The 21,702-nt window shown below is 41.2% G+C and carries 24 protein-coding genes; 11 read left to right on the forward strand and 13 right to left on the reverse strand.

What is annotated here, in order from left to right; genetic code table 11:
- Positions 1-224 precede the first annotated feature (224 nt).
- The 11 genes from VB118_07215 to VB118_07265 form a co-directional block, all read right to left on the reverse strand.
- Entirely contained in the window at positions 225-437 is a 213-nt protein-coding gene (locus VB118_07215; protein ID MEA4832389.1) for a hypothetical protein, read from the reverse strand.
- A 608-nt stretch (positions 438-1,045) separates the two neighbouring features.
- Positions 1,046-1,849: a glutamate 5-kinase gene (gene proB, locus VB118_07220; GenBank protein ID MEA4832390.1), complete on the reverse strand. Its 804-nt coding sequence runs from the start codon at positions 1,847-1,849 to the stop codon at positions 1,046-1,048.
- 12 nt (positions 1,850-1,861) lie between these two features.
- A complete protein-coding gene (locus VB118_07225; protein MEA4832391.1) occupies positions 1,862-3,283 on the reverse strand; it encodes a right-handed parallel beta-helix repeat-containing protein in 1,422 nt (473 codons plus the stop codon).
- 144 nt (positions 3,284-3,427) lie between these two features.
- Complete coding sequence (locus tag VB118_07230) at positions 3,428-4,486, reverse strand: Gfo/Idh/MocA family oxidoreductase (protein ID MEA4832392.1); 1,059 nt, start codon at positions 4,484-4,486, stop codon at positions 3,428-3,430.
- Between the two features lie 249 nt (positions 4,487-4,735).
- Positions 4,736-5,482, reverse strand: coding sequence for a 5'-methylthioadenosine/adenosylhomocysteine nucleosidase (locus VB118_07235; GenBank protein ID MEA4832393.1), 747 nt, complete (start codon positions 5,480-5,482; stop codon positions 4,736-4,738).
- Positions 5,483-5,587: 105 nt separating this feature from the next.
- The gene (locus VB118_07240; GenBank protein MEA4832394.1) at positions 5,588-6,598 is read right to left on the reverse strand and encodes a cysteine synthase family protein; all 1,011 of its coding nucleotides are present in this window, start codon (positions 6,596-6,598) and stop codon (positions 5,588-5,590) included.
- Positions 6,599-6,627: 29 nt separating this feature from the next.
- The gene (locus tag VB118_07245; protein MEA4832395.1) at positions 6,628-7,083 is read right to left on the reverse strand and encodes a GNAT family N-acetyltransferase; all 456 of its coding nucleotides are present in this window, start codon (positions 7,081-7,083) and stop codon (positions 6,628-6,630) included.
- A gap of 185 nt (positions 7,084-7,268) precedes the next feature.
- Positions 7,269-8,093: an undecaprenyl-diphosphate phosphatase gene (locus VB118_07250; GenBank protein MEA4832396.1), complete on the reverse strand. Its 825-nt coding sequence runs from the start codon at positions 8,091-8,093 to the stop codon at positions 7,269-7,271.
- Between the two features lie 197 nt (positions 8,094-8,290).
- Positions 8,291-9,178 (reverse strand): hypothetical protein, encoded by an 888-nt coding sequence (locus tag VB118_07255; GenBank protein MEA4832397.1) that lies wholly within the window; start codon positions 9,176-9,178, stop codon positions 8,291-8,293.
- A gap of 429 nt (positions 9,179-9,607) precedes the next feature.
- Positions 9,608-10,495: a hypothetical protein gene (locus tag VB118_07260; protein MEA4832398.1), complete on the reverse strand. Its 888-nt coding sequence runs from the start codon at positions 10,493-10,495 to the stop codon at positions 9,608-9,610.
- A 209-nt stretch (positions 10,496-10,704) separates the two neighbouring features.
- Positions 10,705-11,553 carry a tetrahydrofolate dehydrogenase/cyclohydrolase catalytic domain-containing protein gene (locus tag VB118_07265; GenBank protein MEA4832399.1) on the reverse strand — a complete coding sequence of 283 codons (849 nt, stop codon included), beginning with the start codon at positions 11,551-11,553 and terminating at the stop codon, positions 10,705-10,707.
- Between the two features lie 408 nt (positions 11,554-11,961).
- Between VB118_07265 and VB118_07270 the strand changes: the two genes are divergently transcribed.
- The 6 genes from VB118_07270 to VB118_07295 all read left to right on the forward strand — a co-directional run bounded on the left by VB118_07270 (position 11,962) and on the right by VB118_07295 (position 17,038).
- The gene (locus VB118_07270; protein ID MEA4832400.1) at positions 11,962-13,107 is read left to right on the forward strand and encodes a radical SAM protein; all 1,146 of its coding nucleotides are present in this window, start codon (positions 11,962-11,964) and stop codon (positions 13,105-13,107) included.
- A gap of 51 nt (positions 13,108-13,158) precedes the next feature.
- Positions 13,159-13,422, forward strand: a complete 264-nt coding sequence (locus VB118_07275) for a PqqD family protein (GenBank protein ID MEA4832401.1) — start codon at positions 13,159-13,161, stop codon at positions 13,420-13,422.
- Between the two features lie 329 nt (positions 13,423-13,751).
- The gene (locus VB118_07280; GenBank protein MEA4832402.1) at positions 13,752-14,459 is read left to right on the forward strand and encodes a response regulator transcription factor; all 708 of its coding nucleotides are present in this window, start codon (positions 13,752-13,754) and stop codon (positions 14,457-14,459) included.
- Positions 14,437-16,449, forward strand: coding sequence for an ATP-binding protein (locus VB118_07285; protein MEA4832403.1), 2,013 nt, complete (start codon positions 14,437-14,439; stop codon positions 16,447-16,449). Before VB118_07280 ends, VB118_07285 begins: the two co-directional genes overlap by 23 nt.
- Before the next feature lie 185 nt (positions 16,450-16,634).
- A complete protein-coding gene (locus VB118_07290) occupies positions 16,635-16,832 on the forward strand; it encodes a hypothetical protein (GenBank protein ID MEA4832404.1) in 198 nt (65 codons plus the stop codon).
- Positions 16,833-16,882: 50 nt separating this feature from the next.
- Positions 16,883-17,038, forward strand: a complete 156-nt coding sequence (locus VB118_07295; GenBank protein ID MEA4832405.1) for a hypothetical protein — start codon at positions 16,883-16,885, stop codon at positions 17,036-17,038.
- Positions 17,039-17,091: 53 nt separating this feature from the next.
- On the opposite strand, the gene VB118_07300 is transcribed toward VB118_07295, so the two are convergent.
- Together VB118_07300 and VB118_07305 are read right to left on the reverse strand one after the other, a co-directional pair.
- Complete coding sequence (locus tag VB118_07300; GenBank protein MEA4832406.1) at positions 17,092-17,376, reverse strand: hypothetical protein; 285 nt, start codon at positions 17,374-17,376, stop codon at positions 17,092-17,094.
- Between the two features lie 354 nt (positions 17,377-17,730).
- Complete coding sequence (locus VB118_07305; GenBank protein MEA4832407.1) at positions 17,731-18,192, reverse strand: phage holin family protein; 462 nt, start codon at positions 18,190-18,192, stop codon at positions 17,731-17,733.
- 436 nt (positions 18,193-18,628) lie between these two features.
- Between VB118_07305 and VB118_07310 the strand changes: the two genes are divergently transcribed.
- The 5 genes from VB118_07310 (at position 18,629) to VB118_07330 (ending at position 21,549) form a co-directional block, all read left to right on the forward strand.
- Complete coding sequence (locus VB118_07310; protein ID MEA4832408.1) at positions 18,629-18,850, forward strand: DUF5320 domain-containing protein; 222 nt, start codon at positions 18,629-18,631, stop codon at positions 18,848-18,850.
- A gap of 221 nt (positions 18,851-19,071) precedes the next feature.
- On the forward strand, positions 19,072-19,503 hold the full coding sequence (locus tag VB118_07315; protein MEA4832409.1) for a DUF134 domain-containing protein: 432 nt from the start codon (positions 19,072-19,074) through the stop codon (positions 19,501-19,503).
- Positions 19,478-19,843: a NifB/NifX family molybdenum-iron cluster-binding protein gene (locus VB118_07320; GenBank protein MEA4832410.1), complete on the forward strand. Its 366-nt coding sequence runs from the start codon at positions 19,478-19,480 to the stop codon at positions 19,841-19,843. Before VB118_07315 ends, VB118_07320 begins: the two co-directional genes overlap by 26 nt.
- A gap of 4 nt (positions 19,844-19,847) precedes the next feature.
- Positions 19,848-20,714, forward strand: a complete 867-nt coding sequence (locus VB118_07325) for an ATP-binding protein (protein ID MEA4832411.1) — start codon at positions 19,848-19,850, stop codon at positions 20,712-20,714.
- Entirely contained in the window at positions 20,686-21,549 is an 864-nt protein-coding gene (locus VB118_07330; GenBank protein MEA4832412.1) for an ATP-binding protein, read from the forward strand. Before VB118_07325 ends, VB118_07330 begins: the two co-directional genes overlap by 29 nt.
- The last annotated feature ends 153 nt before the right edge of the window (positions 21,550-21,702 follow it).

Genomic DNA, 21,702 nt, shown 5'->3' on the forward strand with positions numbered 1-21,702 from the left:
TGCTCTGTTCATTTGTTTTTGTCTGTTCTGCCGATTGATTACTTGCTGTTTCATTTGTATAACTTATAATGCCATTAATTCCTGGATTAACACCTGCTTCGGTTTCGTAAGGATTTGCACATGCAAGAAGAACCATACACATAAACAAAAGTATTGATATAAGCTTTATATATTTCATTGCTTAACCTCTTTCCAATATAATAATAAGATTATCAGTAGATTTATTATTTATATGCTAGTACTTGGATTAAATGTTGATTTTTTACTTCATATACTATGTAATTACCTCTTGAAGAAAAAAAACCATAATCAGATATAATGCTTTCAGCCACAGGATAAATTGGAGTGTTACCATATGGTGAATCTGCTATATCAATTCCTGAATGAAAACCTCTCTCTCCGTTTTTCAATCTTGAACCATATCCGGATGTCAGCATATAATTTGATGCTGCCGCACCGTTGCCCTATGGATGATTCCACCCCAAAGCCATGTAGTATGATCAAAATCTGGCTTTGTGAATTCGAATATCCATTTTTGATTATTTGTGGGAGAATTACACGTAATAGTTTTGAAATTTAGACGCGATTGATTCTATATATAAACGTAAAAAACAGACCGATAGGTGTCAACTTTTGAAAAATATTTTCAAAAACTTTTAAATATTTTTTACATACAGGAAAAAGCTTCATAATAAATATGTTCATATTACTATTGCCATATTATCACCAATGGCAACTTATGTCAACAACTATTTTGTTATATTCGGAGGTTATAATATAATTATTTATTATGTAACGAGAAATCAAGCTTTATTACGATTGCATATATACTCTATATAATAAGCACAGTCAGCAATGCAAAGCGTAAAAACAGCATCCCGAACCGCGATGCGGTTCGGGATGCTGTCTGTTTATTCGAATTACATTTAATCTTCAGGAGCTGCTTTCACTTTTCCTTGCTTTTCTCAAATGTAAGTTTTAGGGTTCGGAGATCTTTTTTAAAAGCCCATGTTGGGGTCAAGAGGCGGAGCTTCATAATTATTGCTCAGCGGTGCGCGGTGAAAATCGTGCCGATAAAGTCTCCTTCGAACACCTTATACAAAATATCCGGAGATGCTCCGTTGATTATGATCATAGGAATGCCGGTTGAAGTCACGATTTCCGCGGCCTCAATCTTTTTTATCATGCCGCCTGTTCCGCGGGAAGAACCTGCTCCTCCGGCGCAGCTTTTAATAGCCGCGTCGACCTCTCCGACAACGGGGATCAAACGAGCGTCGGGAAATTCGCGCGGGTTTTTGTCGAAAAGCCCGTCGATATCAGACATATTAATGAGGAGCTCCGCATCTGTAAGCATTGCGACATATGCGGAAAGAGTGTCGTTTCCGCCGAATTTGATCCCTTCAAACGAAACACTGTCGTTTTCGTTGACAATGGGAATACAGCGGCGGTTAATAAGCGAACGAAACGTATTACGGACATTTTGTCTGCGTTCCTCGTTATCGACGGCATCTTTTGTTATGAGAATCTGGGCGACTGTATGACCGTAAAGACTGAACAAACGGTCATACATGTTCATAAGCTCGCATTGACCTACGGCGGCGGCCGCCTGCTTTTCTTCAAGCGTGCGATCCTCATTGCTTTCGCCGAGCTTGGCGAAGCCGGCACTGACCGCTCCGCTCGAAACCAGAATTATTTCTTTTCCGCTATTCTGAAGATCAGAAAGCACCTTTACTATATTTTCAATTTTTCTGATATTGATCATCCCTGTTTTATGAGTCAGAGTCGAAGTTCCGACCTTGATTACAACTTTTCGGATGTCTTGAAAATTTATGGAATTATTCTTACTCATACAAAATACCTTTTAATTGATACCAAATGAAGAAGCGGAACGCTGATTATGACCGTATCCGTATGTCGGCGTATATTCGTTTTCCGAAGCTCCTGAAAGCGCGGGACTGTTTTCGGAAAGAGTGAAATTACCGCCTGCTGCGTCTACGAAGAGCGGATCTGATTTAATAAAGCTCTCATATGTGTTGTTTTTATCAGTTGTTGCAATATTGTCAATATTATACCAACCGCCGTTTAAATAAATACTGTATTGTCCGGATTTGCGGTAAATTATATTATTTTTAAAGCTGTTATTTGTGAAAAGCTGTCCGTCGCTGCATTCCGAAAACAAATTCTGCACGGTCTTGGTCTTTATATCGATTGCGTCCCAGCGACCGCCCTGGTATGTGTCTCCGCTTTTGAAATCAGAGTAGAAAATATTGTTTTGAATCACAGAATTCTTTATATAACCCGTGAGGTAAAAATCGTCCGATCTGCTGTTATAAATGATATTGTTGGAAATATAATAATCAGAGCAGGATGAAAGAACTATCCCATATAAATTGTTGCGTATTATGTTGTTCCATATATAAACATTTTTCCCGACTGCTTCCTCGGCTCCGCTGGCATACTGATGAATGCCGCCGCCTGGAGCGTTTTGCAGGATATTCGAATCGATGACCCAGTTCTGAGCAGCAAGATATATACAGTGGTCATGAGGAGCAAGGCGGTGCGTTCCTATATCGGAAATAGTACAGCCGCGAACGAGAACATTGTTTCCTCCGCCAAGAATCCCTTCTGTGCCGTAGGGCGTAAGATCGGGAGTTGATATATCGTGGATATTCATGTTTTCCACATATATATTACCGGCTCCGTCCTTTATCCAGACTCCGGCGCCTGCATACTTTTGTATCTCGAATCCCTCCAATTTCCAATAAGCCGCGCCGGAGGCGAAGACAATGCAGGAGTCGCATGAACCGTAATTATCGGTAAAAACGACCTTCTCATTTTTATATGCTTTTATACATATCCATGCGTCCGCCGAGTTGGCGGATGAAATATCATATCTTCCGCCGTATGTGCCTTCACGAAGATAAATTGTATCGCCAGGCTTTGCCTTTGAAATAGCTATATTTAGCGATTTACACGGAGAGTTAAAGCTGCCGTCGCCTCTTGATATGTCCGTTTTAGGATCGACATATATGCGATGATCCGAAAGCTTTGGAACAGTGATAAAATCAGGATATCCGGTATATGTTTGTGCGATGGCATCATAATCTTCGACTAAGTCGTCGACCGGTACTGGAAGAGTTGATTCTGAGGTTTCTGCTGTTGATGTCTCCCCTGATGTAGTACTGTTCATGTTGGTTTCATGGCCGTCATTTTGGTTTACAGAACAGGAAGCCATCAAAAAAAGGCAGATAAAAACAGAAAAGAACACTGATAAACGTTTCATGATCCTAATTATTCCTCTACATGATTTATTGATATTTAAAAAGGCTTTCATTGAAGTATAAACAATAATTTGAAAATTATACGATAAAGCAAAGCAACCAGAGCAATGATAAATTTAAAGGGAGCTGTTCGCTCCCTTGATTATTTATCTTCTGCTTCTGAATTCCTTAAGATCCACGGGCTTTCCGGTCATTCCGGATTCATATATCGCGAGAATCAGGTCGACCGGCTTTCTGCCTTCATACTGATCGATAAACGGTCGTCTGTTTTCAACAATGCTGTCGATGAGATCGCCGATCTGGGCAATGTGACCTTCACAGGAAATTGAATCGGGGCGGCTTGCCGATGTGTCGTCAGAGCAGCTACCGTATGTGATGTCGGCCGGTTTTTCTTCGCCTTCAATGCTCCATTCGGTAAATGCGTGTTCTTCAAGCTTGATGGTGCCTTTTGAGCCATGAAATTCAAATTTTTTCGGGTAACCGGGATAAACAGAGGTCGTGCCCTCAATAACTCCGATTGCGCCGCTTTCATATTCTACAACAGCGACAGCGGTATCTTCAACTTCTATATTGCGGGCCAGTGTTTTTGTAAGCGCGTATACACTTTTCACCGGACCCATTATGTATTCCATTATATCAATACCGTGAATGCCCTGATTCATGAGAGCTCCGCCGCCATCCAGCTTTTTTGTGCCTCTCCATCCGCTGCCTCCGTAGTATTCGGGAGAACGGTAAAATTTCATATAGCAGTCGCCGCAAACCATGCGTCCAAGCCGTCCGCTTTGAACCGCTTCTTTTGTACGGTTTATAGTGTCGGAAAACCTGAGCTGAGCCACTGATGAGAGCTTTACATGGTGTTCCTCACATACATCGATAATTGCGTTTAGCTGATCGTGTGTAATGGCCATCGGTTTCTCAACAACGATATGCTTTCCGTGAGTCGCGGCTTTTACCGCGAGATCGCTGTGAAATCCGCTCGGAGTGCATATTGAGACAGCGTCTATATTTTCATCGGCCAGCATTTCGTCTATCGAATTATATACTTTTATATTATATTTTTCCGCAAATGAAACAGCGGCTTCATGACGGACATCGACAACGCCATATAGCTTTACAGGCTTCGTAGCTTCCAAGGAAATCACGGCTCTGGCGTGGTAATCTGCAATCAGACCGCAGCCGATAATCCCATAATTTATGATCTTCATTTTGTTCTCCTTTAAATGTTGTTTTATCTTATTAACGCGGAAATTAAATAATCACTGCTTTAAGAAAGGAAATCCACTGTAAAACAAAATTATTCATTGCAGTTTAATAAATGTCAACAAGGAATTTATAAACACCGCTTGCCATAAAACAATCATTTATATAATGTCATTTTAATAATAATAATATTATACACATATAATATGTAAAAATCAAGCACTTTTATTAAATTGCATACAAAGTAAGAAGCTCTATAGCTCCTTTGATAAAAGTTCTCTGATAATACCTCTTGTAAAAAGCGACGAAGCCTGTTCAACGAAGCTGTTGTATGAATATTCGCTGTCTTCGTCTGCGGCATCACTTATGATTCTAATTACGGCAATCGGGATAGAAAGCTCATATGAAGCCTGCGCTGCCGCGGCGCCTTCCATTTCAACGCAAATCGGAGCCATAGCGGAGCGTATCGCTTCTTTTTTTGCGGAATCGCTTATGAATTCGTCTCCGGATGCGATTATTCCTCTGAATACTTTGGGAGCGACAATTTTAAATTTATGTAAAATATTCTCAGGTATGTCGGATTTATATCCGGAAGTTAAATACTTTTCTGCGGCGAGAAAAGAGGCGTCTGACAGCCTTTCATCGCATTCGAAATATGCTTTTCCGAGATAAGGAATTTTGGCCGGATACTCACCGAATAATCGGAAATCATGCTGGACAAGGCTTGTGGCGACGACGGCATCACCCAATGAAAGCTCATCCGCGACCGCGCCGGCCATTCCGGTAAAAATAATTCCGTCAACATGGAAGTGTTCAGCGATTATGGCTACGGTGACGGCAGCTGCCGTTTTCCCGACGTTTGAACGCACAAGTACAGCATTTTTACCATAAAGAGACCCGGAATAAAACTTTCTTATGCCGATTATGGTTTCTGAGCTGCCAAGCATATCGCCTAAAAGATGCAATATTTCGTCATCTGTCGCGCAGATTATGCCGATCATTTAATTTCTCCTGTGTTTTATTTATTGTATTGAAAATATACCCCTTACTAAAATTCTGTATGAAGTAATTATATGAGAGATAAGAGTTTTCTCTGAAATTCAGACTTACTTATAAGCTGTCATATCAAGCAGCTTTATATCCGAAATTATAGAATCACCGCGTATGGTCTGAGGCTCGGAATAATCAGTAGACAGGTATTTCTTATTATCGTCCGGGAAAACAGTCACGACAATTCTTTCGTCTCCGAGAAGATTTTGAACCATGCAAGCGCCGATAAAGTTCGCGCCTGATGATATACCCACTCCAATGCCGAAAAATTCCGAAATCATTCGGGCCATGACGATGCTGTCTCCATCGTCAACTGAGACGACAGAATCGGTTTTGTCCATATGAAGTATCGGAGGAATGAAATCGTCAGAAATTCCCTGTATGCGGTGGCTTCCGACTTTGAAACCTGTGGAAAGGGTAGGGGAGTTCATTGGCTCAAGCGGATGAATGGTGCATTTAGGGTTAATTTCTCTGAGCTTCAAACCTGTTCCCATGACTGTGCCGCCTGTGCCGACTCCGGCGATAAAGCTTTCGGCTATAAGCCCGATGGAAGCAAGCTGAGAGGCGATCTCTTCCCCCGTGTATATGAAATGAGCATGCGTGTTTTCCTCGTTTGAAAACTGCCTGGGAAGGAAAACGCCGCCGCTTTTTGCAAGATCCTCGCACATTGTGATGCTGCCCTTGAAGCCGCCTTGTTCGCGTGAAACGCTGATGACCTCTGCGCCAAAGCTGCGCATGAGATTAACTCTCTCCTTTGACATCCAGTCAGGCATGAATATCTTGACCTTGTGGCCTAAAAATGAACCGAGAGCCGAAAAAGATATTCCTGTGTTGCCGCTCGTCGCTTCGGCAATTATATCGCCGGGTGAAATGAGTCCGTTTTCATAAGCATTTTTAAGAATGTGGAATGCAACTCTGTCTTTAATGCTTCCCGTTAGATTATACTGTTCCGCTTTTACGTATATATTTCTGATTTTTCCTTTATATGAATAAGTGAATTTAAGGATCGGCGTATTGCCGATTAGAGGTTTAATCTGAGAAAACTTCTTTTGTACCGTATATGTCATTTCGATTTTTTTCCTTTGAATCTCTTATATTATGATAATGATATTCTGTATGCAGTCCAATCGCTTTGCGGCTTGGCGCCCAGCGATAAATAAAACTTTATGCTTGGTTCGTTCCAGTCGAGACATGACCACTCCAGTCTGCCGGCACCTCTTACGGACGCAATTTCACGGACAGCTTCGAAAAGCGCGCGCCCGTAACCTTTGTCACGACAATGAGGTGAAATATATAGATCTTCAAGATATATACCGGAGCGGCATAAAAATGTCGAAAAGCTGGTGAAGAACAGAGCATATCCTATATATTCGCTTCCGAGTTTCGCGCAGATCACCTCCGCGCTTTTCTTTTCGAAAAGCTCATGGCGCAGCATATCTGCGTTGCCTGTGATTCTATCTGAGAGATTTTCATATTCACCGAGTTCTCTGATCATCCGGAATATTTCTTTTTCATCTCCAGGCTGTGCGGGTTGAATTATAAAATCATTCATTTATATGACCATGTCTTTCATTTTCTGCAGCGTATAATTAGAATTATAATAAATAGTTTTTGTGCCTCACAGAAGTGCCTCACAGAAGTGAGAGAAAATCAATAAACAAGAACTTTTTCTTATAACGTTAATAAACTTAAGCCTTGTTTTTATATATTATATTGCGTTCATCATTTAACGGTGACTCATACAAAAAGGAAATATAACATTACGATCGCACCCAATATGATACGGTACCACCCGAAGCAGGAGAAGCTGTGTTTTTTAACGAAACCGATAAGAAAACGTATAACCGCCAGAGAAACGGCGAAGGCGGTGATCATGCCTATAATAAGCAAAAAAGCTTCCTGAGTCGAAAAATCAAAGCCGAATTTTGCTATTTTCAGCAGGCTTGCGCCGAACATTGCCGGAATGGCGAGAAAAAATGAAAATTCAGCGGCTGCAGTGCGTGAACAACCCAGCAAAACAGCTCCGAGAATAGTCGCGCCAGAACGCGATGTTCCCGGGATCAGGGCAAGCATCTGAAAAATACCGATAAGCGCGGCAGTTTTATAATCAATATTCAGAGTACTAGAAAATTTATCTCTGTAATTGTGATTCCTATTGCCTCGCTCGGCAAGAATGAAAAAAATTCCGTATAGAATAAGAGTGATTGAAACAGTTATATAATTATAAAATACCGCGTCAATTTTATCATCGAATAAAACTCCGATTATGCCGGCCGGCACAGACGCGACGAGAACCTTGAACCAAAGCGAATATGTATTTTTACGTTCTATGCGAGTTTTTGAAGCAGAAAATGGATTAAGTGTTTTAAAATATAAAACAAGCACGGCCAGAATTGAGCCAAATTGAATCACGACACGGTACATTTCGGTAAATCCGGTGCTGACATCCATCTTCATAAACTGCTCCAGAATGATCAGATGCCCTGTGCTTGAAATTGGAAGCCACTCTGTTATGCCCTGAACAATTCCGAAAAGGATGGATTCCAATATATTGATTATCATATGATGATGCCTTTCTTAAGGATTATATTAAGTTGCTACTTTAGTTAAATATATTCAATATTTATGCATTATATCATACAGAGCGTCTCTGCGCAAGAGTTAAATTATTAAAAACAGGTATTTGAATTTTAAAAATTAAAATGCGCCGCGTTTAATCGCGGCGCATTTACATCTATTAAAATTTGTAATCGAGTGAATTATTTCGATTTCTTAGATTTGCTGACTATCGCAGCCGCGGAAATGGCAGCGAGAACAGCGAAGATCGCAATTCCTTCGTCGCCGGTTTCAACAGGAGTTTCTTCTGAAGGAGTCTCTTCAGCGGCTTCTGCGCCGAGAGTCATGATGGCAAATCTCTGGAAGTACTTTCCGTTGAGTCCTTCGGTAAAATATACATACTGAGCATTGTCAGGATCATCGGTTGCGTTGCCTAATCCAGCTGAGAGAGCGAATCCGAATATACCGCCGACTGTATTGTCGGTATTGCCGAAATATTCGAACGGGATCTTTGCTTCATAAGTATCTTTGCCGTTTGCGGATTTGACAATATATTTGCATTTATCTGCAAAGCCGGTTCCCATGTGTTCCGAAAATACCTGTTCTCCATTTTCTCTGAGAGCGATAGATGCTTCATGAGCGTCCTTATGAGCAGCGGCGGCGCCCCAATCCCATACGGCGTCAATTCCGCCTGCCGGAATGTAGGAGGCATCTGTCGGATTCCCTTGGATAATGCTGAACATCACGTGATGTTTATTGAAGATATAATCTTCTTTGTCATTATTAAAAATCTGAATATGGCTGGGTTTGCAATCGGCAACAACGGCAAAATAGAAGTTTGCATCATCCCAGTTTGCGTATACTTGCATATTGTAGGTATCAACATCTTTGCCTTCAGATGCGAACAGGGCAGAATCCTTTGGATAGGTTGCGATAAGTGTCCATTCGCCTTCGCTGATAACACCGTCAAGAGTCGGTGCGGTTTTTACCATTGTAATTGTGAATTTCGGATTAACGTATACAGCGTTCGCCGGGACAACAAATGAAACCATCATTACAGCTACAAGGATAAAAGCAACAATTTTTTTCATGAAAATGCCTCCTTTATAATTATATTGTTGCCATTATTATACATCAATAGTTAATAATTGTCAACAATATTAAAAATATAAAATCGATATAATATGAATGAAAATGACTTAATTTATTAAAACGAAAGGCAAGCTACCACAGCTCTGAGGAGCTGCATGATTGCTATCATGCTCTTACCTTTGGAAACATCGATTCATACTGTGTTCATTTTGTTATTCCGCTTTTAAATTTTCGTGAAAGTTACTCATTAACGATTCAATCTGTATTTCGCTTTTCTTTTATAACATTGGTATGACAAATGTATTGTGACAGAGAGAAAAGTCCATATACCAGAACCTATTCATTGCCGGTTAATAAACAGTATAAAAATAAATGCGCCGCGTTTTAGTCGCGGCGCATTTGTATCTGCTTAATTGTAATCGCGTGAATTATTTCGATTTCTTAGATTTGCTGACTATTGCAGCTGCGGAAACAGCAGCGAGAATAGCGAAGATCGCAATTCCTTCGTCGCCGGTTTCAACAGGAGTTTCTTCTGAAGGAGTCTCTTCAGCAGCTTCTGCGCCGAGAGTCATTATAGCAAATTTCTGGAATGCTTTGCCGGCGCTCATGCCTTCGGTGAAATATACATACGGAGCGTCATCGTTATCAGTGGCATTGCCAAGACCAGCTTCGCAAGCAAATCCTAAAACACCGCCGACTGTATTATCGGTATTGCCGAAATAGGAGAACGGAATTTTTGCTTCATAGGTGTCTTTTCCATTTGCGGATTTAACAAAATAAGTTACGTTATCCGCGAATCCGGTTCCCATGTGTTCTGCGTATACCTGTTCGCCGTTTTCTCTGAGAGCGATAGATGCTTCATGAGCGTCCTTCATAGCGGCGGCATCGCCCCAATCCCATACAGCGTCAGCTCCGGCTGCCGGAATATAAGCGGCATCGGTCGGATTTCCTTGGATGATACTGAACATTACATGATGTTTATTAAAAATATAATCTCCGGCATCATTGTCGAAAATCTGTTCATGTTTGGGTTTACAATCGGCAACGACAGCAAAATAAAAGTTAGCATCGTCCCAGTTAGCATAGATCTGAACATTGTAGGTATCAACATCTTTGCCTTCGGATGCAAATACTGAAGAATCCTTCGGGTAAGTTGCGATAAGCGTCCATTCGCCTTCACTGATTACACCGTCAAGAGTGGGTGCGGTTTTTACCTTTGTAATTGTGAATTTCGGATTTTCGTATGCGGCGTTTGCCGGAACGACAAATGCGATCATCATTACTGCTACAAGGGCAAGTGCAATGATCTTTTTCATATATATCTCCTTTGAATGAAATGTTGATTGTATTATACATGCTCCGTAATATTTTGTCAATAGTTTAGTCGAAATATACTCAAAAAACTGCAGATAATTTTAAAATATCAGACAAATATTGTTAATAGTGTCATAAAATTACAATCAATTAGAATATTATTGTCATTGCATGTAGCATTGTTAAGAATACACAAATTAAATAACTAAGTTTATAGAAATATTCTTTCCGCGGCGTCCACAGTCTGCTCCATAAGCTTAGCGATGGTGACCGGGCCTACGCCGCCGGGAACCGGAGTGTATGCGGATGATTTTGCGGCCGCGTTTTCAAGATCAATATCTCCGACATTTCCTTTATTATATCCCGCATCGATAAGCACCGCGCCTTCTTTAATCCAGTCGGCCTGTACAAATTTCGGTTTTCCGACTGCTGCGACAACGATATCCGCTCTGCGAACTATTTCAGCAAGGTTGACGGTTTTACTGTGGCATATTGTAACCGTTGCGTTTTCGTTGAGAAGCAACATGGAGACCGGCTTTCCGAGGATCGGGCTTCGTCCTATCACTACGGCTTCTTTTCCTTCCAATTGTATATTATATCTTTTCAATATTGATATAATAGAAAAAGGAGTGGCGGATTTGAAGGCTCTGGGATTCATCATCGTCATGGCTCCGAAGCTTGCTACGTTTACTCCGTCAGCGTCTTTTTCCGGCGCGATGGTGTTGAAGCATTTCGCCTCGTCAATTTGCTTTGGTACCGGATGCTGGAGTAATATCCCGCAGACATTTTCATCCGTGTTCAGTTCTTTAATTTTGTTTACGAGAGTATCCGTATCCGTGTCCTCGGGAAGCTCAATTTTAAGCGGAGTTATACCGACGCGAAGGCAGGCGTTGCCTTTCATCCTGACATAAACAACAGAAGCGGGATTGTCGCCGACGATGATCGTCGCGAGCACCGGCGTTCTGCCTGTTTTTTCGTGCAGAGCTTTGACTCTTTCGCGTAAAGATTCCTCAATTTCGGCAGCAAGCTTTTTTCCGTCAAGTATTAATGGTTGAGACATGTTTTTCTCCTTTAATATGTTTATCTTATAGGAACTTCTAATAACTGAAAATCGCAACAAAATGAGAAGCATGGATTATTATTGTAAAATTTATTATATAAATGTGATGCTGCGAAAATTAATGTTTTTAGAGGTTGCCGTATTATCTTTGTTATTTATAAGTGTATATCATACTCTACGCCGTCACATTGTAAACAGTATGATAATGCAACGCAGAATTACGTAAAAGAAGTTTCAATATACATTAAATGATATTTTACGATTCGCTAATTATTTAATTTCCGAGTTAATAAATGGCGGTATAATAAAAAGCATACACATTTTTTTGCTATTTGTCAACTGATATTGAAATAATATCCAAAATTTGATATAATCATTAAGACAAGGTATTTTGAAAGGGATTATACTATGAATGAACCTGGGCGCGACGAAGTCAAGGATTCGCTATACAGAAAAGCCACAAAACGAAGATTCCCTCTTGCGGGAACGGCTGAGCTATCACCGATATGTAATATGAACTGTCGTATGTGCTATGTACGCAGAACACGCTCGGAAGTCGATTTGCTCGGAGGACTTATCGGCCCTGAAACTTGGAAAAAGCTGCTTGATGAAGCGTATGATGCCGGAATGCTCTTTCTTCTCATCACCGGCGGAGAGCCGCTTGTATATGACGGCTTCTGGGATATATACGAACATTTCTCTTCAAAAGGAATCGTTATCACTGTCAACACAAACGCGACCCTGATCGATGAAAAAGCAGCAGACAGGTTTTTAAAAAATCCTCCCGCAAAGCTCAATATAACTCTTTACGGGACAAGCAATGATACATATGAAAGATTATGCGGCAATCCGCATGGCTTTGACCAGGTAATGAATGCCGTGAAGCTTCTGCGAGATCGTAATATACCTTGTAAATTCAATTCGAGTGTAACTCCGGAGAATTATTATGAGCTTCCGGAAATGTACCGGATAGCGGAAAGCTTTGGTATCGCGCTTCAGGCGGCGACATACATGTTTCCGCCAATCCGGCGAGATCCCTCAGCTGTGGGAAAGAACGCTCGTCTTGATCCCGTGACAGCAGGGAAATGTAAAGTTTTCACTGATAGGATGGTTCTGTCAAATGAAGATTTTGTGAGAGTTGCGTCCGGAAGCGACGCCCTCGCAAATCCGGTCGATTCTTGTGAGTTTGTACCTCAATTTACTGAGGGTGAAAAAATGAGATGCCGTGCCGGGCGCAGCAGCTTTTGGATATCATGGCAGGGCATTATGACCTCCTGCGGAATGCTCGATTTTCCGCAGACCTTTCCTTTAACAGAAGGCTTCTCGCCATGTTGGAAGAAAATTTGTGATTATACTGACGGAGTGAGATTATCATCGGAATGCGCCGCGTGCCCCCAAAAAAGGCTGTGCAATCCGTGTCTTGCCATGAGCCGGTGCGAAACCGGCAAGAGCGACGGAAAGCCTGAGTATATGTGCGTTATGACCGATGCAATGATAACGGAATACCGCGTTTGGTTGAATTCCGGAAAAGGCACGCTTTTTAATCCTGATTAACAGGTAAAGCGGTATTGAATTCAAATTTTAAATAAGGAGCGACATATTATTATGAAGATACTAAAAAAATTCGTTGCGCGCCGCATAATGGATGAAACGGTTCTTGTCCCGGTAGGAGAGGCGGAAACGAAATTTGACGGACTTATCACACTCGACGATACGGCGCTGTTTATATGGGAAAAGCTGTTGTCAGGATCAAGCCGCAATCAAATACTGCATGCCGTTCTTGAAGAATATGAGGTTGACGAAGACGCCGCGGCAGTCGATATCGATGAATTTCTTAATGTTTTAAATAATAACGGGATTATTGGCTGATTATTAACTCGGAAATTATTAAAACTGCATTTAAATAAGTCGTGTTTTATAAGAGAGAAAAGTCCATATACCAGAGTCTTTTCTCTCTTTCAACGGTAATTATTTAATTACTGAGTTAATAAAACGGCATTTATTAACCGGCTTGCGGAAATATAGAAATTTAAAGCCGGGCTGCTTTCTCAGTAAGCTGCCCGGCGATTGATTTTTTCACGGTATCTTAAGAAAATCGTAAGAAAAATCGCCGCTTAAATGTTATTATGAATATGTAAAATTATTACATCGGTGCCTCAGGGCGCTGCGTGTGGAACAAAGGCAACGGAGAGAATGCAATGGATGAAACAAGAAAGCCGCGTATATTGATAGCCGACGATGACAGAGACATTGCGTTTGCTATTTCAAAGCTCCTTTCTGACGAGGGATATGAATGCGAACGCGCTTACAACGGAGCTGAAGCTGTCGAGGCGGTTAGGAGAGCAAGCTTTGATCTTGCTGTTCTCGATGTGATGATGCCGCGGATTGACGGATTGTCTGTAATGATGAAAATCAGGCAGTCAGGAAATATACCGGTCATCATCCTGTCGGCAAAAAGCGAGGAAACAGACAAAATTCTCGGACTGGGAATGGGCGCCGACGATTATGTCACAAAGCCGTACAGTCCTGCCGAGCTGATCGCGCGTGTCAGATCAGCGTTGAGGAGATATCTTGTGCTCGGAGCAGGGACTCAGTTTGTTCCGGGCGACAGGATCAGGATCGGCGGGCTTGAGCTGAACCGCGCGGCAAAAAACGTCACCGTCGACGGAGAGCCTGTGAAGCTGACGGCGACGGAGTATAAAATACTCGAACTTCTTATGGAAAACAAAAACAGAGTATTCTCGCCCGAGGAAATTTATTCCCGCGTCTGGGAAAATGACGCATATTCCGTTGAAAACACCGTGATGGTACACATACGCAGGATCAGAGAAAAGATAGAGATCGATCCTAAGGAGCCGAAATATTTAGTGGTGGTGTGGGGAATTGGATACAAAATTGAAGGTTAAAACGGGTGCGGGATATACCGCGGGCAGGATTATCGCATCGGTATTGCTGTTTATTTCTGCAATAGGTGTAGCTGTGGGAATTTTAAATTACAGCGTCATTTGTGCGATTCTAAAGGGTGAACGTGCAGGAGTCAGAAACGGACTTATGATGGAGGAAGAGATATATTACAAAACTGCGGAAGCGGTATATCTGCATCCTGAGTATTATTCCGAGTCTGAAAAAAAAGAACTGCGTGAAAGGATGGATAAATACGAATCATTTGGCTTTGTTTTTGCGCTCATAGATTACGATTTTGAAAAGCACACCGGCAAAACAGTTTATTCTCCTTATATTACCAACGCAATGACATCGGATGAGTTTATGTCTGAATATGATACCACGAGATGTTTTCGTGACAGTACATACAATGGCAAAAGCTGCCGTTTTGTTTACGGATTAACCGAAAGTGGAATGTCTCGTTACGAAAATCTCTTTCATAATAGAATGCCGAAGTTTATCGCAATCATTGTGCTTTCAATAATTGCTCTTGCGTTTTCAATAATTTTTCTCTGCATATTTGCGGGTAGAAGAACTAAAGGTGTGAAGCTTGAAAAGGCGGATTTAAAATATTATGATATAATATTTACTGATGTATTAATTAACATTTATTTGGTTTTGCTTCTAGGAATGGCTATCATAGTCAATTTCTTTGTTTTTCATACAGGAGACATGATTCTTGGTATAGGCATATACACAAATACAGGAATAATCATAAGCATTGCGTTGGTGGTGGGCATTGCTATACTGGCGTTTATGACCATGTGGTTATGCACTACGCTATCAAAAAAAATAAAGCTGCGCATATTCTTCCGCAACTCGCTTATTTATATAGTTTTGGCGGGTATATTGCGCTTTATTTGGCGTTGGATAAAAGCCATATGGCACAAATTATCGTCACCGCTCACAAATTATAAAAATGCCACCGGAAAACGTCGTGCTGCGTTTTTCTGCCTCGGTATCCTCGGCGCGTTTTTACTTTCAATTATTCTCGGGCTGATTGCCGATCAAATGACAACATACCATTATAACAGAGGGTTTGCCGCTGTTCTCTCTTCCATTGTGTTTATAACTATCGCATATGTCTTATATCTCGGAAAGCTTTTTAATATTCTCAACGCATATGATCAAGTAAAAATCGGAATAGAAAAGCTCAAGGATGGCGACCTTACATATCGCATCCCGAAATGTGGTCTTCCTGATATTGACAATATTGCCGAAAATGTCAACAACATCGGAGACGGAATGGAAAAGGCGCTGAGTAATGCGATTTCCTCCGAGCGAACCAAAACAGAGCTTATTACGAACGTGTCCCACGATTTAAAAACTCCGCTTACTTCTATTATCAGCTATGCCGATCTGCTCTCAAAGGATGAGACCATAACCGGAGAATCGCGTGGTTATGTAGAGATATTGAAGCAAAAATCCGAAAGACTGAAAAATATAATTTCAGATTTGTTCACTTTGACAAAAAGCACCACAGGTCAGGATAAACCGGAAATGGAACTTATAGATTTAAACAAGCTCATTGAACAGACACTTGCGGAATTATCCGACAGGATGGAAAAAAGCGGCTTCATGATAAAAAAGAATCTTCCGGACGGCGGCGCCCCTATATACGGAGACGGCAAGAAGCTATATCGGGTATTTCTGAATCTGTTTGACAACGCGCTTAAGTATTCAATGCCGGGTACGAGAATATTCGTGGCTGTACATCAGGATGAAAACAAATTTACCGTAAGGATACAGAATACCGCATCGTATGAAATGGACTTCGATGAATCTGAAATCCGCGAACGCTTTGTACGCGGAGACAAATCGCGCTCTACTGAAGGCAGCGGGCTCGGTTTGTCAATCGCGGAAAGCTTTACTAAGCTTTGCGGAGGAGACTTTGAAATTAAGACTGACGGCGATCAGTTTACGGTTATTCTGACCTTCAACCGTGCAGAATAATTTGTTAACGCGGCAATCAATTTGATTGCCGTGTTATAATGCAAATTATATCCATATATTTCTTAATATCAATTTAACGATTTTTTACGTATAATAATCTGTCATCCGTTTAAAATATATACGAGTTGTCGAAGTCTGAAAGAAAATTTTCGGACAGCTTATATTTGATGGAAAGGCATATAATTATGGATAAATACTTCAGTATTACAAATGGAGAGCTTCCGCTTGGATTGGGCATGGCTCTTGCTCAGAATATCGATGCTATGCAGTATTTTACATCTTTATTGAGAGAAGAACAGCAGGCGATAATAAACAAAGCTCATGATGTGGAGTCGAAGCAGGAAATGCAGGCTTTTGTCGATGAGCTTTCAAGAAAAAGCTGAGTTATTTTAATTATCACGCAATAATACAGCAAATGCTATCGGAGGGTAAATTGACCGGATATTATTATACCCAAAAGCATAACGGGATAAGCCCCGCGCTCGTTTTGCTTTTTGACGATATCCGGCATCCGGTCATGCCCGTTCGGCATACCAGATGGACTGAATATCTGGCGCTGCTGCCACCTGACAAAGAAATCAAGAGGTGAAGAAATCCATGTAGATTTCTCCGCCTCTTTTCAGGTTAAACCAAATCTTGTTTTCATAAATTGAATATGAATATCAATATAAAAACCAATATACCGATAAGAGAGCCGACAAGGTTCTTTATATTATCGTATTTGTAATACAAATACGATAATAAACTGGTAATCCCAAGCGGTATCGCAAGCCCCGCCACTTTTGGCAGAGTCGTGCCATTTTCGCCGTTTAGTGTTATCTGCATGGTGAGCGTTTTAGGTAAAAGGATATAACCTATTACTGAAAAAATTACCGCTGCGGATATCGTTGCTATAAGAACGAATATTTTATTTTTTTGTGTTCTCATAATGTCTGCTCCTGCATAATTTATACATTCATTATATCATATTTGTGATGAAAATGCTAAATTAATTTTATATTATCGGTTTTTCACGAAAAATTATAAGATTTGTAGAATGCAGAGATTGTCATGACTGCCGAGGAAAAGGAATAAGAAGAAACAGTAGAAAAACTCTTCAAACTGACAATTTTGAAGAGCTATTGTTTGCTTCATGCTTGTACTATTAACTCGGCAATTAAATAATTAAAGAGAGAAAAGACTCTGGTATATGGGCTTTTTTCTCTTATAAAACACGACTTATTTAAATGCCGTTTTAATAACTGATGGTTTTCTCCTGTCATAAGAATAGCGCTTTGATGATCAACTCAATTTATCAATGTCGTCGTTTTTGTTAATGTTACCATTGTCACTGCCACTGTCGATGGCGCTACGGCTATGCAACTGAGCGAGGATATCCTTGAGCTTTTGCGGGATAGGCAATCCTAAATGTCCTGCGTTTTCCAACATCGAAATGCCTTCGTTTGAGCAATAGAAAAAAATGATTGCCGTCCGTAAAACATTTCCGGCGCCTAATAGGTAAGTGTCAATGATATATCCGACCCCTACCATTATAAAAATCAATACTTTCTTGAATATTCCTTTAAAACCAACCTCGCTGGACAGCTTTTTATCCACGATCGCACACATCACACCTGAGATATAATCAGCAATAACGAATACGATGAGCACATAAAGTGGGCTGTCAAGTCCGCCCAGAAACCAGCTCATAAATCCTCCTACAGTGGACAGAGCAAGCTGAATACATGTCCAAATTTGTTTCATATCTATTACCTTTATAAAGATATTATATAACTGTATATACCGATTGCAGAGAGAAAAGCCCATATAACAGAGCTTTTCTTTTACGCAGTAATTATTATTAATTTGTGAATAAAACAATTATCGAAGAGAGGAAAGGTTCTTGCATATGGACTTCTCTCTCTTACAAAAACAAGACTTATTTAATAGCCGTTTTAATAATTACCTCGTTAATAAAATAGCTATAAAACCTTTTCTCTCATAAAGCGCGATTGCCGCGTTAATAATTGGGTAGTTTCACTTCAGTATATGCCTACCGGGAAAAATTCGACAATCTTCGAGCGGACGAGATACGTAATTAATCAATGAAAAATAAAAAATGTTATTGACATATGCCCGAAACTGTGTATAATATTAATTGTAAATAACATATGCCATAAACTATGAGGAGGTGAATGATATGCCAAGAAGAGATGGAACCGGTCCGATGAGCGCGGGTGCAATGACAGGAAGAGGATTAGGCACATGCGCAGGTGTAAACTCAGGTGATCTTGGAGTAATAGCAGAAATTGGGCTTTCGTGCAGATGTGGCTTTGGATGTGGCCTTGGAAGAAGATTCCGAAGAGGGTATGCCATCAATCATGCTAATGTAAAGACGCAAAAAAGCTTGCCGCAAAAATAACGATTAAACAGCCTGAAGCTGTTTTCGGCGCGGTAATTGATTAAACGGCATTGTTTATTAAGGCGGCAAATTAACAATTACCGCTTTAAGAGAGAAAAGTCTATTGTATATGAGCCTTCCTTTCTTATACAATAAGGCTTTTTAATTGCCGTTTAATAATTGCTGCTTTAACAGATCTCGTTTAGGAAATTTATATAGACAAAAGCAAGGTGAGAACATATATGCCCAGACCAAGAAAATGGAGAAAAGTGTGCTGCCTTCCGGACAACAACCGTTTCGGACCTCTTGATTCTCCTATAAATACCGATAAGGGAATCAATATGACTGTCGACGAATATGAAACGATAAGATTAATCGATTTGGAAAGCTTTACTCAGGAAGAATGCGCCGCGAAAATGAACATTGCGCGTACAACGGTCCAAAAAATTTATAATGACGCGAGAAAAAAGCTTGCTGATTCCTTGGTGAATGGCAAAGTTTTATGGATAGAGGGCGGAGAATACCGACTGTGCGACGGTATGGGAAAGGGATGCGGCGGAGGCGGCTGCCGGAGACACAGATGCGGTATGGGCTTTCCCGAAGATCCGGAAGCCGACAATAATATTGAAAAAAATAACGGAGGTTCTTATGAAAATAGCGATACCGGTAGATGACAAAACAATGGAATCCGGCGTATGTCCTTCTTTTGGACGCGCGCCATACTTTTTGTTTCATGATACAATCACAAATGAAAGCTACTATCTGGATAACAGCGCCGTTGCCAGCCAGGGCGGAGCCGGAATCAGAGCGGCTCAGGTTATAGCGGATCACGGAGTGAAAGCACTGCTTACGCCGCGCTGCGGGGAAAACGCGGTTGAAGTTCTGCGTAAATCAGAGGTTTTAATATATAAATCTATAGCTGGAACAGTAAAACAGAACATTGATGCCTTTAATGCGGAGAAGCTTGTTTTGCTCGATGATTTTCATCCGGGATTTCATGGTCATGAAAAATGAAAGCATTACAATCGCGGTATTGAGTGGTAAAGGCGGGACAGGAAAAACGCTGGTGTCCGTGAATCTGGCTTCGGCTGCGGGAAAATCCATATACATTGACTGTGACGTAGAGGAGCCTAACGGACACTTGTTTTTCAAGCCGCAAAATGTCCGCGAAAAGCTTGTTTCGGTAAAAATTCCGGTTATTAATGAAAGCAAGTGTATCGGCTGCCGCAAATGCGTAAATTTCTGCAAGTTCAACGCGCTCGCTTTTATAAAAAATAAACCATTTATCTTTGAAGAGGTTTGCCATTCCTGCGGCGGCTGTATGCTGGTTTGCCCCGAAAATGCAATCGATGAAAAGGAAAAACCAATCGGCAAAATACAGAAAGGTGTTTCCAGCGATGTTATTGTCAATACCGGGATTTTGAACACAGGCGAAGCATCAGGCATCCCCATTATAAAAAAGCTTCTCTGCGAAAGCGTGTCCAGCGAAAAAAATCCTGTTTTTATCGACTGCCCTCCGGGCAGCGCCTGCATTGTCATGGAAAGTATTAAAAATGCCGATTATTGTATACTCGTTGCAGAGCCTACGGTTTTCGGAGTTCATAACTTAAATATGGTTTATGATTTAGTAAAACTTTTTAAAAAGCCGTACGGAGCCGTGCTCAACAAATGCTTTAACGAAGAAAATCCCTCTAAAAATTTCTGTGTTGAAAAGGGAATACATGTTTTAGGGCATATACCTTTTGACAGCGAGCTTGGAAAGTTGAATTCAAACGCGGAAATAGCTGAAAGACAAAATGAAAAGTATAAAACGTTGTTTTCATCCTTGCTTGAAAACGTAATGAAGGAGGCGCGGCATGAAACAGCTGCTGATTCTCAGCGGTAAGGGTGGCACCGGAAAGACGACGATAGCAAGCGCTTTTATCAGGCTTTCGGATGCTGACGCATATGCGGACTGCGATGTAGACGCGCCGAACCTTCACCTTGTAATGTCTAATGAAGCCGCTCCGAAAAATATGGATTATTTCGGTATACCCAAAGCCGTAATAGACGATAAAAAATGTATTAAATGCGGATTATGCAAGGAAAAATGCCGTTTTGCTGCGATTTACGACGCTGAAGGCTTTACGGTAGATCCCTTTGCATGCGAAGGCTGTGGCGTTTGCGCGGCGGTTTGTCCCGCGGATGCCGTTTCAATGAAGCCCGCTGTCGCGGGAGAATTAACGCTTTACTCTGATTATGGCAAAGTTTTTTCGACTGCGCGGCTTAAAATGGGAAGCGGTACTTCCGGAAGGCTGGTCACTGAGGTAAAAAAGCAAATGAGAGCCGAAGCCGTGAAGGATACGGAGCTTGCCATTATAGACGGTTCTCCGGGTATCGGCTGTCCCGTCATCGCTTCAATAAGCGGTGTTAATATGGTATTGATCGTTGCGGAGCCATCGCTTTCGGGTATAAACGATATGGAAAGGATAATAAAAACCGCGGAGCTGTTCAAAGTTAAAATTGCCGTTTGCGTCAATAAATATGACACAAATGAGGTAAATACCAGAAAAATTGAAGATTTCTGCAGAATAAGCGATCTGCCTTTTGTCGGAAAAATTCCGTTCGATCATGAAGCTGTGAAGGCGATAAACAACGGACAAACTATTGTCGACATCAACTGCCCCTCCGGTGCTGCTGTGAGAGAAATTTATGATAACATAATTAAGTTGATTATATAACCAGATAATTGCGTTGTTGATAAAGGCAGCTTCAAAAACCAGCAAAACCTGCAGTATCCATTGATTGCCGCCTGTTTTCTAAATTGGTCGGGAGACGACAAATTAAGCAGACATTATTTAAAAATCAATTGCGCAACAAAGAAAGTGTGGGGA

It is taken from the genome of Oscillospiraceae bacterium, assembly GCA_034925865.1.
GTDB lineage: Bacteria > Bacillota > Clostridia > Oscillospirales > SIG627 > SIG704.